The organism is Streptomyces sp. SL06, from assembly GCF_058244745.1.
Genome location: NZ_JBSYOT010000002.1, coordinates 2,985,256 through 2,999,718, shown reverse-complemented (window position 1 = coordinate 2,999,718; position 14,463 = coordinate 2,985,256). Strand labels below are relative to the sequence as shown.

18 protein-coding genes are annotated in these 14,463 nt (G+C 69.9%); 9 read left to right on the top strand and 9 right to left on the bottom strand.

The window, feature by feature from the left end; genetic code table 11:
• The first annotated feature begins 4 nt into the window (after window positions 1-4).
• The 6 genes from AC4IHM_RS13615 (at window position 5) to AC4IHM_RS13590 (ending at window position 4,923) form a co-directional block, all read left to right on the top strand.
• Window positions 5-475, top strand: coding sequence for a pilus assembly protein TadG-related protein (locus AC4IHM_RS13615; RefSeq protein WP_490870827.1), 471 nt, complete (start codon window positions 5-7; stop codon window positions 473-475).
• Window positions 476-533: 58 nt separating this feature from the next.
• Window positions 534-860: a hypothetical protein gene (locus AC4IHM_RS13610; protein ID WP_490867308.1), complete on the top strand. Its 327-nt coding sequence runs from the start codon at window positions 534-536 to the stop codon at window positions 858-860.
• Window positions 857-2,281, top strand: a complete 1,425-nt coding sequence (locus tag AC4IHM_RS13605; RefSeq protein WP_490867307.1) for a putative T7SS-secreted protein — start codon at window positions 857-859, stop codon at window positions 2,279-2,281. The genes AC4IHM_RS13610 and AC4IHM_RS13605 overlap by 4 nt, the downstream gene beginning before the upstream one ends.
• Window positions 2,278-3,603, top strand: a complete 1,326-nt coding sequence (locus tag AC4IHM_RS13600) for a hypothetical protein (protein ID WP_490867306.1) — start codon at window positions 2,278-2,280, stop codon at window positions 3,601-3,603. Before AC4IHM_RS13605 ends, AC4IHM_RS13600 begins: the two co-directional genes overlap by 4 nt.
• Window positions 3,600-4,217, top strand: a complete 618-nt coding sequence (locus tag AC4IHM_RS13595) for a hypothetical protein (RefSeq protein ID WP_490867305.1) — start codon at window positions 3,600-3,602, stop codon at window positions 4,215-4,217. The genes AC4IHM_RS13600 and AC4IHM_RS13595 overlap by 4 nt, the downstream gene beginning before the upstream one ends.
• Window positions 4,218-4,329: 112 nt before the next feature.
• Window positions 4,330-4,923: a hypothetical protein gene (locus AC4IHM_RS13590; protein WP_490867304.1), complete on the top strand. Its 594-nt coding sequence runs from the start codon at window positions 4,330-4,332 to the stop codon at window positions 4,921-4,923.
• Between the two features lie 27 nt (window positions 4,924-4,950).
• On the opposite strand, the gene AC4IHM_RS13585 is transcribed toward AC4IHM_RS13590, so the two are convergent.
• Entirely contained in the window at window positions 4,951-5,643 is a 693-nt protein-coding gene (locus tag AC4IHM_RS13585) for a TetR/AcrR family transcriptional regulator (RefSeq protein ID WP_490867303.1), read from the bottom strand.
• A 53-nt stretch (window positions 5,644-5,696) separates the two neighbouring features.
• Here AC4IHM_RS13585 and AC4IHM_RS13580 point away from each other — a divergent pair, with 53 nt between their 5' ends.
• Entirely contained in the window at window positions 5,697-6,821 is a 1,125-nt protein-coding gene (locus AC4IHM_RS13580) for an FAD-dependent oxidoreductase (protein WP_490867302.1), read from the top strand.
• Window positions 6,822-6,825: 4 nt separating this feature from the next.
• Here AC4IHM_RS13580 and AC4IHM_RS13575 read toward each other — a convergent pair whose 3' ends face one another.
• The 6 genes from AC4IHM_RS13575 to AC4IHM_RS13550 are packed head-to-tail and all read right to left on the bottom strand — an operon-like array spanning window position 6,826 to window position 10,957.
• Window positions 6,826-7,164, bottom strand: a complete 339-nt coding sequence (locus tag AC4IHM_RS13575) for a hypothetical protein (protein ID WP_490867301.1) — start codon at window positions 7,162-7,164, stop codon at window positions 6,826-6,828.
• A 22-nt stretch (window positions 7,165-7,186) separates the two neighbouring features.
• Complete coding sequence (locus AC4IHM_RS13570) at window positions 7,187-7,834, bottom strand: hypothetical protein (RefSeq protein WP_490867300.1); 648 nt, start codon at window positions 7,832-7,834, stop codon at window positions 7,187-7,189.
• A gap of 48 nt (window positions 7,835-7,882) precedes the next feature.
• Window positions 7,883-8,257, bottom strand: a complete 375-nt coding sequence (locus AC4IHM_RS13565) for a hypothetical protein (protein WP_490867299.1) — start codon at window positions 8,255-8,257, stop codon at window positions 7,883-7,885.
• A gap of 3 nt (window positions 8,258-8,260) precedes the next feature.
• A complete protein-coding gene (locus tag AC4IHM_RS13560; RefSeq protein ID WP_490867298.1) occupies window positions 8,261-9,823 on the bottom strand; it encodes a WXG100 family type VII secretion target in 1,563 nt (520 codons plus the stop codon).
• 53 nt (window positions 9,824-9,876) lie between these two features.
• A complete protein-coding gene (locus AC4IHM_RS13555) occupies window positions 9,877-10,095 on the bottom strand; it encodes a DUF397 domain-containing protein (protein ID WP_490867297.1) in 219 nt (72 codons plus the stop codon).
• 10 nt (window positions 10,096-10,105) lie between these two features.
• Window positions 10,106-10,957, bottom strand: a complete 852-nt coding sequence (locus AC4IHM_RS13550; RefSeq protein WP_490867296.1) for a helix-turn-helix domain-containing protein — start codon at window positions 10,955-10,957, stop codon at window positions 10,106-10,108.
• 213 nt (window positions 10,958-11,170) lie between these two features.
• Between AC4IHM_RS13550 and AC4IHM_RS13545 the strand changes: the two genes are divergently transcribed.
• Both AC4IHM_RS13545 and AC4IHM_RS13540 read left to right on the top strand, forming a co-directional pair.
• Window positions 11,171-11,596, top strand: coding sequence for an ATP-binding protein (locus AC4IHM_RS13545; protein ID WP_490867295.1), 426 nt, complete (start codon window positions 11,171-11,173; stop codon window positions 11,594-11,596).
• A 33-nt stretch (window positions 11,597-11,629) separates the two neighbouring features.
• Window positions 11,630-12,520, top strand: coding sequence for a hypothetical protein (locus AC4IHM_RS13540; RefSeq protein WP_490867294.1), 891 nt, complete (start codon window positions 11,630-11,632; stop codon window positions 12,518-12,520).
• Between the two features lie 38 nt (window positions 12,521-12,558).
• On the opposite strand, the gene AC4IHM_RS13535 is transcribed toward AC4IHM_RS13540, so the two are convergent.
• Window positions 12,559-13,665, bottom strand: a complete 1,107-nt coding sequence (locus AC4IHM_RS13535) for a hypothetical protein (RefSeq protein WP_490870826.1) — start codon at window positions 13,663-13,665, stop codon at window positions 12,559-12,561.
• Entirely contained in the window at window positions 13,662-14,318 is a 657-nt protein-coding gene (locus AC4IHM_RS13530) for a hypothetical protein (RefSeq protein WP_490867293.1), read from the bottom strand. The genes AC4IHM_RS13535 and AC4IHM_RS13530 overlap by 4 nt, the downstream gene beginning before the upstream one ends.
• Between the last annotated feature and the right edge of the window lie 145 nt (window positions 14,319-14,463).

The window sequence follows — 14,463 nt, the reverse complement described above, 5'->3', positions numbered from 1 at the left end:
GCGCGTGGGGCGCTGTGCGGACCGGCTCGCGGGTGGGCTCGCGCACCGGCGCGCGCGTCTGGACGACCGCGGCTCCGGCGCCGGCGCGGTCATCGTCTTCGCCCTGGTCTTCCTCTCCCTCTCGGCCTTCGTCATCGACGGCGGCATGTCCATCTCCAAGCGGGAACGCGCCGCGGACATCGCCGAACAGGCCGCCCGCTACGCCGCCCAGGACATCGACCGCGAGGCCCTCTACGACGACGTGGGCGGCCCCGCCCCCATCAACTACGAGAACTGCGACGCGAGGGTCAAGGCCTTCGCCGCCGAGATGGACATGACCGGCCGGGACATCGCCGCCACCCACTGCGTCACGGCCGACGCCGCACAGGTGGAGGTCGAGGTCCAGCTCACCTACGCCCCGGTCTTCACGGGCCTGTTCTACGGCGGCGACGTGGTGGTCCACGGCCGGGCGGTGGCGGAGAACGAGGTGGGGTGAGGACCACCCCCGGCGCAGCAGGCGGACACGACGCACGAGCGGGCAGGAGGACGCGGCCATGGGCGACCAGGAAGCGGACATCGAACGGATCAGGGAGAGCGCGCGGGCGCTGAAGCGGATCCGGGGCACCTTCGCGGAGCGGGCCAATCCGGCCGAGGGATACGGTGTCGGCGAGATCGGCTCGCAGAAGATCCTCGACGCCTTCGACAAGTTCGGCAGCAATTGGAAGATCCACCGCAGGCAGCTGACGGACGAGTTGGAGAAGCTGCACGGGATCACCAAGGCCGCGGCCGACTCGTACGACAAGATCGACCACGAACTGGCCGAGGCGCTCAGGCGCTCGGACGGGCAGGGGAAGTCCGGGAAGAAAGGGGCAGGCGAATGACCCGTCCCGCGGCCCATCGCTGGGCGGTGCTCGACGAGAGTTCCGACCCGGTGCCCGGCGACCCGGAAGAGGTCGCGAGGCTCGGCCGGCAACTGCGCAGGACCGCCGAGGCCATCGAGAAGGAGGCCCGCGAGATCAAGGAGCTGGCCTCCGTCGAGAACTGGAAGGGCAAGGCCGCCACCGAGTTCCGGGGAGCCGCCGAAGGCGCGGGCGACAAACTCCGCAAGGCGTTCAAGCGGTACGACGAGGCGGCCGACGCGCTCGGCACCCGGGTCGTGGACGGGGTGTGCGGCACGGAGTTCGCCTCGGAGCTGCACCGGGCGCAGCAGATGGCGGACCAGGCGCTGCGCGACGCGGAGGCGGCGGACGACGATCTCGGTTCCGCCCAGCGGTCGTTGGACGGGCAGCCCGACGACACCCCGAAGGACGACCCGGACACCAAGAAGTACAAGGAGCGGAAGGAGAACGCGTCGTCGGCCCTGTCCGCGGCCAGGGGCGCGCTCCAGGCCGCCAAGGAGATCCGGGACGCTGCCGCGCGCCGGGCGGCCGACGCGATCCACGACGTCATCGAGAACGACGGGCTCAAGGACGGCTGGAAGGACAAGTTCAAGAACTGGGTCCACGAGAACGCGGGCTGGCTCACGCAGATCTCCAAATGGGCGGGGCGCATCGCCCTGTGGGCGGGGGTCGCGGCGCTCGCCCTGGGCTGGATTCCCGTCATCGGACAGGCCATCGCCGCCGTCGCCAACGTGGTCGCCCTGCTGGCCAGCGTGGTCGCGCTCGCCACGGACCTGGTGCTGGCGCTGGGCGGCGAGGGCAGCTGGAAGTCGGTGATCCTGGACGCAGTGGGTGTCGCCACCTTCGGCCTCGGCCGGGCGGCGATGGCGGGTGCCAAGGGCACGGCCGCCGGCAGCAAGGCGCTCGCCCGGAGCGGCCTCTACAAGAACGCCGTCGCCTCCGGCATGAAGACGAACAAGGCCTGGAACCTCGCCAACCGGGGTGCCCAGGGGACCGTTCGGGGCAAGGACGCGGCGCGGGCGATGGCGAACATGCCCAAGGGGAAGCTGCCCACCTGGAGCAACATCAAGGAAGGCTTCAGCCCCGTGTCCATGTACCGCGATAGCGTCGACGGGGTGAAGTCGATCTCCAACGCGTTCTCCAGACAGGGCTGGCGGGACGGCCTCAAGGGGATGGCCGCGCCCCGTTCGGCGGGCACGCTCGACCCCGACCTGGCGAGGGCCGCCGCCGACCTCGACGGCATCGCTCCGGCCGCGACGCGGATGCCCGCGGTCAGCGGCGCGCTGAGCAACTTCTCCGGGCAGACCAATGTCTGGGCCGGCGCCACCGGCACCGGGGTGGTCGCGGGCGCCGAGGGGGCCTACGGGACCGTCACCTCCCTGTACGACGGGGCCACGGGATGACCGCGCCCCCCGAGCCCGCACTCCGGCCGGCCGCCTCGCGCGGCCCCGGCCTCGAACGGTGCCGCTCCGCCCGGCTCTACGCCGAGGACGGCGCCCTCGTGCTGCGCACCCGCCGCCGCACCGACCGCTTCGCGGTGGGCGCGAACGGCATCGCCCGCGCCGTGTTCGTCGACGTGCCCGGCGAGGACCGGGAGCGCATGGGCCCGGCCCTCCCCGGCTCCTGGGGAGAGGTGCAACTGCAGGACGGGCAAGGCGCGTTGATCGGCCGGTTCGACATCGAGGACTGGCTGCCCGAGTCGTCCGCGCTGCCCAAACGGTCCGTCCGGGGCGAGCAGCTCCTCGGCCGCTCGGGGGTGGCGGCCCTGCTCAAGGCGGCGGGTGTCCCCCTGCACGTGGTGCGGGACAGAAACGATCCGCTGGTGGCTCCGGGCGGCAAGGGCGCCGCGCTCGGGCCGGGCGGCGCCTTTCCGTACTGGTACTGGGGTGTCCGCGCCGTCGCCGGCGGCGCGTGGTTCGCCGCGTTCACGGCCGTCGTCTTCTCCGACACGACGGCGCCCTGGGCCGTCCTGGCGCTGGCCGTGTTCGCCCTCACGGCCCCCGTGGCGCGGCTGGCGCTGCGGGCCCGGACCCGGCTGCGCCTCGGACGTCACGAGCCCGTCGTCCGTGAGCGCGTGCGTCCCTCGCCGGCGAAGGGCCTCGGCGCGACGGTCCGGTTCTGCCGGGACACCGAGGTGCGGGTCCAGGACCGCGACCTGGTCCTGCGGGACCTGGGCGGGCAGGAGTACTGGTTCCCGCTGGCCGGCGCGCACGCCGTGGACTCGCTGGTCCGGGTGAGCGACCGCACGGGCGCCGTGCTCGGGGTGGAACTGCGGGGGCCGGGGGAGCAGCTGCGGGCCGTGTTCCCGTGGGACCTCTGGTTCGGCGGCGAGCAGGGCGCCGACGGGTGGTCACGGCTGCGCCGCGCGGCCGGGCTGCCGGTGGCCGAACGCCGGCTGAGCGGAAAGGCGACCTGGCCCAAGGGACCGGTGCTGGGCCTGCTCCTGCTGCCGGAGTCCGGTGCGGCGGCCCGCCGGATGTCGCGCTTCCCCGGCACGATCGCAGGGGTCTCGTCCACCGCCGTCATGGCCTTCGGTTCCGTCTTCTCCGTGGTCCAGGGCCTGCGGATCACCGACGAACACCCCGGCCCGGCGCTCGCCGCGGTGCTCATGGGGGCGCTCGGCCTGGTCCTCCAGGGCACGCCGTACGCGGTGCACCAACTGCGCGGCCGCCTCCGGCTCGACCGGCCGGCCCCGGAACCCACATCCCGGGAGGATGCCAAGTGAACCCGACCGAGAACCCCGCGCCCCCCGCCGACTACCGTCTGCTGCTGCCCGAGGGCTGGTTCCGGATCCTCCTGGAACCCGACCGGCGGGACAGGTCCGTCGACGCTCTGGTGGAGCGGCAGTTCCACGGCGTCGACAATGCCCCGCACCTCAAGGAGGAGCTGCGCGGGGACCTGCGCCGCCGCGCCGCCAAGGCGTACCGCAACGGCGGCATCGAGCTGTACCTCAGCCTCCAGGCCGTGGGGCCCTTCACCGTTCCCGCCTCCCTCCTCGTCACGCTCGCACCGCTGCGCCACCCGGAGCCGCTGCCGCCGGAGGACCTGGCACGCTCCCTCGCCGAGGACGCGGACGACGCGGCCCCGGGCGGAGTACCGGAGGTCACCGTCGAGGAACTGGCGGCGGGAACAGCGGTGCGGGTCCGCCGACTTGCGCGCCAGCCGGGCGAGAACGGCCCGGACCCGGACCACACCTCCGCCCTGGTCGAGTACCACCTGCCCGTGCCCGGCACGACGGCGTACCTCCTGCTCACCTTCTCCACCCCCCTGGAACCGATCGCCGACGCGATGACCAGCCTCTTCGACGCCATCGCCGGCTCGCTGACATGGCACGACTAGCGGAACCGCCGGACCCGGAACGGCTCGCCGCGCGGCACAGGGAAGGCCACGGAGCCGACAACCTCTACGCGGCGAACCGCTGTTCGTCGACAGGGACGGAGTGACCACGGACATGACCACCGACGATCTGTCGAACCTCGGTCTCGAGTGCTCGGAGGACTGGGTGCCGTTCCCCGTCGCCGGGACCCTGGACCTGGACTACTGGGCCCGGCACCAGGCGGAGGACCTTGTCGAACGGTACGCGCGCGACGGGGAGAAGGGCAGCGCCCGCCTGCTGGCCCGCGACCTCAAACGCGCGGCGGCCGACAGCCGTACGCGCGAACCCCTCGGCGCCTTCGGCTGGTACGTCAGCGGCCACCAGACGGTCGCGGCAATCCTGGAACTCGACGCGATCCATCCGGACGACACGTTCCCCGAGGTCACCCTGCCGCTGCTCACCGAGCACATGACGGCGCGGGACTTCGGCGAACCGGATGTCCGCGAGGTACGGCTGCCCCTGGGCGACGCGGTCCGCATCCGCCAGAACCTCGTCGAGGAGAAGAAGCGCCTCCTCGGCCCCCGCCCGGTGATCCACACCCTCTTCTACGGCGTCCGCCCGCCGGCGACGGACATCGCCGTCACCCTGCTGGTCTCCTGGACCGAACCGGTGCTGGACGAACCCCTGGAGAACATCGTGGACGGCATCGCGCGAACCCTGCACCTGTGACGCGGGACGGGACGACCGCGCCGAACGTCAGGCCGGCGGCCCGGCGAGTCTGGCGGCCACGGCGTCCAGGACCCAGTCCAGGCCGGTCGCGAAGGATGTCCCGGCGTCCACGTCCGTGCCGTCGTGCACGAACCTGGACAGCGCCGGGAAACGGCCCGTGTCCAGCATTCTCGTCACGTACGGGCCGGAGGCGCGCTGCCATTCGCGCTTGGACAGGCCCGTGGCGCGCTCGGCCCGCAGATTCGCGATCTCGCGCCTGACCGCGCCGGTGACGTAGGCGCTGACCGTCTCCACGGCGCGCACGGCGGTGTCGAGGCCGGCGACGCCGTCCAGGGCGGACAGCGTGGACTCGGCCACGGCGAGGCCGTTCGGACCCAGGGCCGGACGGCCGCCGAGCAGGTCGGCCAGCCACTCGTGCCGCAGCGCGGCCTGCCGGGTGCGCTCGGCGAGCCCGCGCAGCGCCTCGCGCCAGTCGGCGGGCGGCTCCTCGGGGAGGATCTCGGCCTGGACCTCGTCCACCATGAGGTCGAACAGCTCCTCCTTGGTGGCGAAGTACCCGTACAGCCGCATCGGGCCGGCGTTCAGCCGGGCGGCGACCTTGCGCACCGACACCGCATCGAGACCGCCCTCGTCGGCCAGCGCGATGGCGGCGGCGACGATCCGCTCCCGGTCGAGCGGCACGGGTCGAGTCGGCGGCTGCGGCCGGTCCCACACAGTCATGGTCCAACCGTACTGTTGCGGTCCGCAGCGGCAGGGAAATACAGTGTATCGATATGAGACTACGTATCGCCGTGGTCGGTGGCGGCCCCGCCGGCCTCACCCTCGCCCGTGTCCTGCACCGCCACGGCCACCCCGTCACCGTCCTCGAACGCGATGCCGCCCCCGACGCCCGCCCGCCGGGCGGCACGCTCGACCTGCAGGAAGGGATGGGCCAACTCGCCCTGGAAAAGGCCGGGTTGCTGGATCGGTTCCATGAGCTGTCCCGTCCCGAGGGGCAGGCCATGCGCATCCTGGACCCGGCCGGGAGCGTTCTGCGGGACTGGCGGCCCGCTCCGGACGAGCGGGCCAACCCCGAGATCGACCGCGGGCAACTCCGTGACCTGCTGCTCGGCCCGCTCGACGTACGGTGGGGGCGCGGCGTGACACGGGTGGTGCCGGGGGCCCGGGACGGCGTACGGGTCCACTTCGCCGACGGGCGGCAGGAGACGTACGACCTCGTGGTCGGCGCGGACGGCGCCTGGTCCCGGACCCGCGCGGCCCTCTCGCCGGTGACGCCGCACTACACCGGCGTCACCCTGGTCGAGACCTCCCTGGACGACGTCGACACCCGCCACCCCGACCTCGCCCGGCTGATCGGCGGCGGTTCCGTGGCCGTGTACGGCGTGCACCGCGCCGTCGTCGCCCAGCGCGGCAGCGGCGGCCACGTCAAGGTGTACGCCCAGTTCCGCGCGCCGCTGGACTGGCACACGGACCTCGGCCTGGACCTGGCCGACGCCGAGGCGGTGCGAGCGAGCCTGCCGGCCCTGTTCGCGGGCTGGGCCGCTCCCGTCCTCGAACTGCTGCGCCGGGGCGGCGAGTTCGCCCACCGCCCGCTCTACGTTCTGCCGGTGTCCCACACCTGGACGCACGTCCCCGGGGTGACGCTCCTGGGCGACGCCGCCCATCTGATGCCGCCGTTGGGGGCGGGCGCGAACCTCGCGATGCTGGAGGGCGCCGAACTCGCCGAGTCCCTCGCCACCGGCTCCGCGGACCCGGACGAGACCGTCCGCGCCTTCGAGGAACGCATGTGGGCACGGGCCACCAGGTGGGCGGAGATCACGACGGCCGGCCTGGAACGCCTCGTGAGCCCGGACCCGGCCCAGGCCCTCGCCGTCTTCGACCGGGTCCAGCCGTCCTGACGGCCTACTTGTCGCCGCCGCCCTTTTCGCCCTTGCGCTTGTCCTGCGTCTTGACGGCCTTGTTGACCTGCCGGGTGAGTTCGTCGTCGAGCTTCTTGAACTCGCGCACGACGGCGTCCGACATGCTGGCGAGGGCGTCGAGCTGCTGGGTGATGTCCTCGCGGCCGTCCTCCCAGTTGGACTCGAAGTCGTCCAGCGCGTCGTTGACGCTGCCGTCGCCGATGTCGTCCTTGTACGACGCGAAGAGCTTCTTGGTGTGGTTCAGCCGCGTCTTGAGCGACCGCAGTCGGCGCCCGTAGTCCTCCAGTTCGGTCAGCGGCAGTGCGAGGTCGCTCTTGGACATGGCCCGAAGTCCTCTCTGCGGATCAGACGAAACGGAAGGTGCCGGTCACAGCGTCGAAGATGTCGTGGAACGCCTCGGCGAGATCCAGCACGGGGCTGGCTCCGGAGACGAGGACGACCTGGTCGGCGGTTCCCGGGACGGGGATGTACGTCTGCGTCAGCACCATACGAAGGGTACGGCTGTCGCCGTGCGCGACGGGCACGTCCTCCACGCCGTACGTCCGCGCGGCCGGGCCCACTTCGGGGATGTCGACGGTCGTCACCTCGCGCCAGGCGTCGCCCTCCCGCCGCGCGGTGATCGTACGCAGGCTGTCGGCGATGGCCCGGGGGTCGGTGGACAGCACAACCCCCTGCCTGTTCCTGGCACCGAGAACGGACACGGTGACGGTCGCGGAGAGCGGCACACCGTCGAAGTTCTCGGCCATGCAACCCAGGTACAGCGCACCGGAGTCGTGGGCGTCCTTGGCCATCTTGCGGAGCATGGCGGTCAGGTCGGCGCGGTAGGGGGCCAGCTCGGGCACGGCCCGGATCCGCTCGTTCACCAGGGATCGGATGGCTCCCTCGCGGCCTTCCGGGCGGACCTCGAACTCCCACCACGACTCAGGTACGGAGACCGATACGCCGAACGGAGCGTCCTGGTGCTCTGCGCCTGCTGACTGTGCCTCGCTCATGATTCACATCGTCCAACCTGATCCGGTACACACGGCTTATTGCTTTCTCTAATCGGGCAGGGGGATGCCCTCGGACTCGGCGATTTCAAGCGCTCGCTCGACGCTGACCTCTGGTGCGGTGAATTCGAGTGAAGCCGCATGCTCGACGAACTCGCGCGGCGGAGCCACCCGATGATATTTGACGTAGTCGGCCCATGCGAGCTGCCAGACCCATGTTCCATCGGTCATGACTCCAACACGCACATGCATGTCCGACGAATCGGAGAAGGGGTCCGGGACAGTCCCGGGCGAGAAGAGTACGGGCTCCGCCTCTTCAAGGAAGCTGGAAAGCCGATCGGCCACTTCCTCGTCGAGCGTGCCGGGGGTGAAGTCGGCCTCCAGTTGAGGCTCACCGACGCGGTGAGGTACAGGGACCTTGGCCATTTGTTACGCGCCTCCATTGGGGGTGAATGTCTCGAATGCGCCGCGAATGTTCGAGTGCATGTACGTTCCGGCATCATTGAAGGGGGCCACGGCTGTCTTTCCGTTGGGCCAGACCCAAAGAAAATCGTTAGGGGCCTCGACCTTTACGCCGAGAGTATTTGCCAAGTTCTGTGCGAATCCGTCCGATTTCATGCCGGTCTGACAGGACAGCAGCCTCACGGGTTCTCCGTTCCATCCCTGTGCACGCATCAGTGAGGCTATCTCGCGATGATTGAAGCTGTGCCAGTTCTCGGCCAGATGGGCGGCGCCGTCCTTCACTTGGTAGCCCACCGAGTGGGGTGTTCCGTGGATTCCCACGTCGAAGGTCCCATTGTTTTTCACTCGATTCATGCTCTTGAGTAGAGGGTCTCCCGGCTTGAATACCAGCATGCCGGGGCGGCCGTCCTTGAAAGGTTCAATCTTGAATGAAAGTGGTTTGTTGCCGCGGGCCCCAAGCCCTTTGACGACTGAGGCAATATTGGCAGATCCGGAGCGGATGCCACTGGCGAGCCCTTTGAGGCCACCCCCGATGCCGCCCATGAACCCGGCGCCGAGAGCCTTGAGGCCGCCCGCCTTCCAGAGCTTGCCGAGTTTGGCGAGGCTGGTGAAGCCCTTGGTGGCGGGTATGCAGTCCAGTGCGGCCCATAAGAGATCGCCCCAGCCGGCCTCTCCCTTGATGACCTTTCTTGTCGTGTCGGCCATCACGACAAGCGCCGCCGCGAAGACCAGCCAGCCCAGCGGGCCGCCGACGATCATCACGATGATGCCGACGACGGTCACGACCCACTTGCAGACGGTGACGATCTCGTCCCAGTGGTCGGAGACCCAGTCGCCGATCTCCTCCCACCAGTGCCGGTTCGGGATACCGGCGTCGGAGGCCTCGTGGAGCTTGGTCACCGTCCGTCGGGCGGCCTCCTCGCGCAGGCCCTTCGCCTGCCCGGCAAGCCGCCTGGCCGCGTCGAGGGCACTCTGCGCGGTACCGACCTCCCGCGCCGCCGCGGCCTGGCGGGCCTTCGCGTGCTGGGCGTCGCGGGTGGCACGGCGAACGTCGTCCTCATCGGGCTGGGGTACGTCCTTGCCGCCGTTCTTGGCCGGGTCGTACGAGTCGGCCTTCTCGGTCGCCCTGCGGACCCAGTCGTCGGCCCCGGTCAACGCGGTCTGGGCAGTGGTGAGTTCCTCGCGTGCCTTGCGGCCGTCGCGCAGCGCCTTGTCGGCCTTCTCCTGGGCGTCCCGGAGATCCGGCCAGAAGGTGGCCAGCGCGTCGCCCGCCAGGTCGTACGACTTCCGCAGCTTCCGCAGCTTCTTCGGGGCGTCCTCGAACTCCTCGGCGAACACGTCCGCCGTCTTGCCCGCCCAGGAGAGGATCTCGTCCTCCTTGGCGATGCCCTTCAGATCGCGCAGCACGTCGGACACGTCGTCGGCGAAGTCGTGCAGGGTACCGGCGAGTTTGCGAATGCGGTCCGGATCACCCGGCGTCGGGTCCTTGTCCAGATCGAGTACGTGCCAGTCCGTTGGCCTGTGCGACACCGTGCTCCCCCTCGTACACCCGCGATGCCCTCGCCCGGAACGCGCGTACGAATTTATCGCACGAGCGACTGCGCCGCCGGTCGGACGGAGGTCGCCTTGAGACTCCGGACGAGGGCGGTGAAGGCGCCGAGCGGAACGGTCACCGTGCCGTGGGCCGGGGCCTTCGAGTCGCGTATCGCCACTTGGCAGTGCAGCGGGGCTATCTCCACGCAGGTGTTGCCGTCACCGCCCTCCGAGTACGAGGACTTCCGCCAGTGGATGCTTCCGGTCACGCCGCGTGCCTCACAGTTCCTTGGCCAAATGGTGGATGAAGTCCCGCGTCCGGGTGGGGTCGAGTGACGCCTTCTTCACCTTAAGGAACAGGGTCCGGAAGCGGTCCAGTTGAGATTGGGCGTCCAGGAAGGCCGTGCCGCTGGGGGAGTCGCGGAGCACGGTGTCCAGCCGGGGCACGGGCCCGCCCATGTGCATCATGGCGGCGCTGGCACCGGCGAAATGGTCGGTGTCGAACGGGATGACCCGTACCGTGACGTGTTTCCTTTCCGACTCGTCCAGGATTCTGTGGAGTTGTGCCCGGGTCACTTTGCGGTCACCCACGCGGATGCGGAGCGCGGCCTCATGGACGACGGTCTCGTACGGGATTGGCGGATCGCGCTCGATGACGACTCGGCGTCTCAGGCGGTGTTCCACCCTCGGTGTCAGCTCGCTGTCGGGCAACTCCGGCACCATGTAGCCGAAGACCGCGCGGGCGTAGTCGGGAGTCTGCAACAGTCCCGGCACGTGCGTGATCACGACTTCGTGCAGGAACGTCGCGTGGTGCTCCAGTTCCGCGACGTCCAGGAACACCGGAGGAAGGACTCCCCGGAACTCCTCCCACCAACCCGTCGTGCGGTCGGTGGACATCGCCACCAGGGCATCGACAAGGGCCTCGTCGGCGCAGGCGTAGTGCGCGGCCAGTCGGCGCACGCGCTCTTCGCTCGCTCCGGCGAATCCGGCCTCCACCTGACTCATCTGCGCCGAAGTCGAGCTGAGGAGTCCCGCTACCTCACGGGCCTTCAGCCCGGCGGCTTCCCGCAGTCTGCGCAACTCCGTGCCCAGACGTACCTGCCGCGCCGTCGGCCGGCTCCTTGGCGCCACGTGTCCCCTCCGGACCTCAACTCATCCGCCGTTGTACCGCTTACGGGGTCAGATTAGAGCAGTGACTTGCGCGGGCAAAAATTTTTGCTCTACCTTCAGTAATGCGACGCACACCCTGTGTTCGCACGGTCTGGAAGTGCACCGTGCCGTCCGTCCATGACGGCTGCGGCGATGCCACCGGTCAACGTCCCCCTCTCCAAGTGGAGTTCACCCATGCCCGAAAGCGAACCCGTCGCCCCGACGACCTCATGGGAATACACCCTCTACATCCCGAACGACCTGCGCGCCGTCACCGTCTGCCGCCGCACCCTGCGGCTGATCCTCACCATGCACGGCCTCATCCGCCTCGTGGACACCGCCGAACTGCTCGCGACCGAGCTGATCTCGAACGCCGTACGCCACACCAAGGGCCCCGCCGCGCTGCGGGTGCGGTGGGCGGCAGGGGTGCTGCGGGTCGGCGCGTGGGACGCCGACCCGGAACCGCCCGAGCCGCCCGGGAAGTTCGAGGCGCTCGACGAGGCGGAGGAAGGACGAGGGCTCGCGCTGGTGCGAGCCTGCGCCGACCTGTGGGGCTGGCAGCCGCTGGCCAGGGACGGGAACCGCGGCAAGTACGTGTGGTGTGACCTTGTGGCGGCGTAGCTCGTTGATCACGTCGTACAGGAGGGAGAGCTGATGGTCGGCTCGTCGCATGAGGCGCTGCACTGGGTCTTCCAGAAGGACCCCGCACTGCTGACGCGGGCGTTCCAGAACGTGCTGCGTGTTCCGTTCCCGGAACCGCGTGACTTCGCGGTCCTGAACACCGACGTCACGGAGATCGAGCCCGTCGAACGGCGTGTGGACACGTTGATGCGGGTGGAGACGGACGAAGGGGCGTACCTCCTCGTTGTCGAGGCGCAGGGGAAGAAGGACGACGACAAGCGGGCGAGTTGGCCGTACTACCTCTCGTATCTCTATGCGAAGTACCGGTGCGAGCCGGTGCTCGTCGTGATCACGCAGAGCAGCGCGACGGCACGCTGGGCGGCGCAGCCCATCCGGCGGGGGCTGCCCGGCTGGGATTCGCTCACTGTGCGACCCCTGGTGATCGGCCCGGACAACGTGCCGGTGGTCACGAGTGAGCGGGAGGCCGAGAGGGATGTCCCGCTTGCCGTCCTTTCGGCCATGACACACGGGCGGGGCGCACACGCCCCCGCCATACTGGAACCGTTGGCTTTCGCTCTGCGAACCATCGACGGCGAGAGCGCGGCGGTGTTCGGGCAGCTCATCGAATCGTGCCTGGGCGATTCCCGGGCCAAGGAGATCTGGAGGGACCTGATGTCGGAGATCCGCTACTTCTTCAACAATCCGGTGGCCGAGAAGGTGCGTGAGGAGGGTCGTGAGGAAGGGCGGGCCGAGGACCGCTCCCAGATCACCCTGGAGATCCTGGAGTGGCGCGGCATCCCGGTGTCCGGCGCCGTGCGGGAGCGGGTGCTTGCCTGCACTGATCTGGAGCAGCTCAAGGTCTGGTCCCAGCGGGCGGTTCAGGTCAGGCGCGCGGAGGACCTGTTCGCCGAAGGGTGTGGCTGAGGCCCCGCGGGGAATCGGCGTGCGCGGCCGGGGGCGGGTCAGCGGTTGATGGACTGGATCTCCTGGACGTCCATGTCCTGGGTCGTCTCGAACGTGCCGTCCGGGAGGTCCCCCTGGGCGCCGTCCGTGCCCTCCCAGGAGATGTCCCAGGTGAGCGAGGCCTTGAGCCGGTACGGCTCGCCGCTCGATGCGCGGAGGTAGCGGATGCCGCAGGGCGGGGTCTGGTCGGCCCTGCCCCTGGCGTACGGCGTGCCGATGGAGCCGTCGGCGTTGATCTCGCAGTCGCCGGAGGCGGGGAAGGTCTCCGCGTCGGCGGTGCCGGGCTCCAGATGGAGGGCGACGGGCTTCGCGGTCGTCTCCGCCCACAGCCCCGTCCCGGGCAACTCGGCACGGACCTCGACCTCCTTGAAGGTGCCCTTGTCCAGCCAGACCCAGGTCGGCAGGTTCACCGTGGACCTTGCCTGGGGCTTCAGTTCGACCTCGGTCTTGGGCACGTCGATCTGGTCGTACGCGTAGGCGGCCAGCGTCTCGGGGGTCGGGGCGTGTTCGTCGTCCGGGATCGTGCCGGCGTCCTGCCAGAACATGATGCGGCCGCAGTCCCAGGCCTTGGAGTCGTTCTCGTGGCCCTTGCGGACCACGCTGCGCCAGAACATCCCGTCCTTGCCGGTGTTGTAGTCCTCGTAGCCCTTGGCCGTGGTGTTCCTGGACGCGTTGATGTCGAAGTTGTCCTGGTCCTCGCCCTCCTCGTAGTGGTCCACGAAGAGTCCCGAGGTCCACCACTCGTGGGCGTTCACGGCGCCCAGGCCGCCGTTCTTCTTCAGGTCGGCGACCGCCGACTTGAGCGCCTCCGGAGTGAACACCGGCTCGTACCAGCAGACGGGCGGCTCCCAGTTGGGGTCCACCGAGGTCAGGTCCTCCATGGAGGCGGTGGCGGTCCGGCCGCCGGGGTAGGTGATCTGGATCCTGGATCGTGACACCGAGGCCAGCAGGGTGCTGCCGTCCGCTCCGCCCTTCTGATCGTCGCTGCCGCCCGCTGACGGAGTGGTGCCGCCCACGGGTTTGTCGGCGTGAGCCACTCCCGCGGTCCACAGCAACGAACACGCGGCCAGTGCCACGGCCCACTTCGCACGGCAGGGAGCGATCAGCCTCGGCATTCCGCGGCCTTCCCCTCGACGGTGATCTGCTGAGCCCGCCACACCGGCGAGTCCTGCTGCGAGGCCATGAGGATGCTGAACTTCTGGTAACTGGCCAGGCTTTCCTCGGTGCGGTGGACCTTGCCGGTCTTCACTTCCTTGCCGTACACCTTGGACTGGTCCTCGCAGAACGTGACGAGAATCGACTTGGCCGTCTTCGCCTCGCCGACCGGGCTGGTGCCCGCCCGGTAGTACCGGTCCTCACCCGTGAGGGTCCAGCCGCCGTCCATGTACTCCTTGATCTGCGACTCGGCGTACCGGGCTGCCCCGGATGCCGAGTAGAAGCCGTACGCCGGGTCTTTCGCGTCCTGCTCGGTGACGCCGTGGTTCAACGCCCTGATGTAGTTGGCGGCGTCGTCCAGCGCGGCAGAAGCATCCGGGTCCCCCGGCTTCTCGAAGTCGAAGACCAGCTTCAGGTCCGCGGGCAGGCTCACATCCGGCCGGTCCGCGTCGGACGCGTCCGACGCCGTGGCGGACGGACTGCTCGCCCCCGCCCCCGCCCCCTTGATGTCGTCCGGCGACGAGTCGTCGCCGCAGGCGGTCAGGAGGAGGGCCGCCGTGGTGGTGAAGGTGGCGGCGGTCATCGTGAGGGTGCTGCGGGCCACTGGTGTTCCCCCGAAGTGCGGCGTGTGCGACGGGAGACGAAGTTATCAGGGGCCCGTGCACGCGCTCTGGCCGGTTTTCGGGGATTGTGTGCGGGGTGTGAAGGGGCGGGCGGCAGAAGCGGGCAAAGGGCGTGAAGCGGGCGGG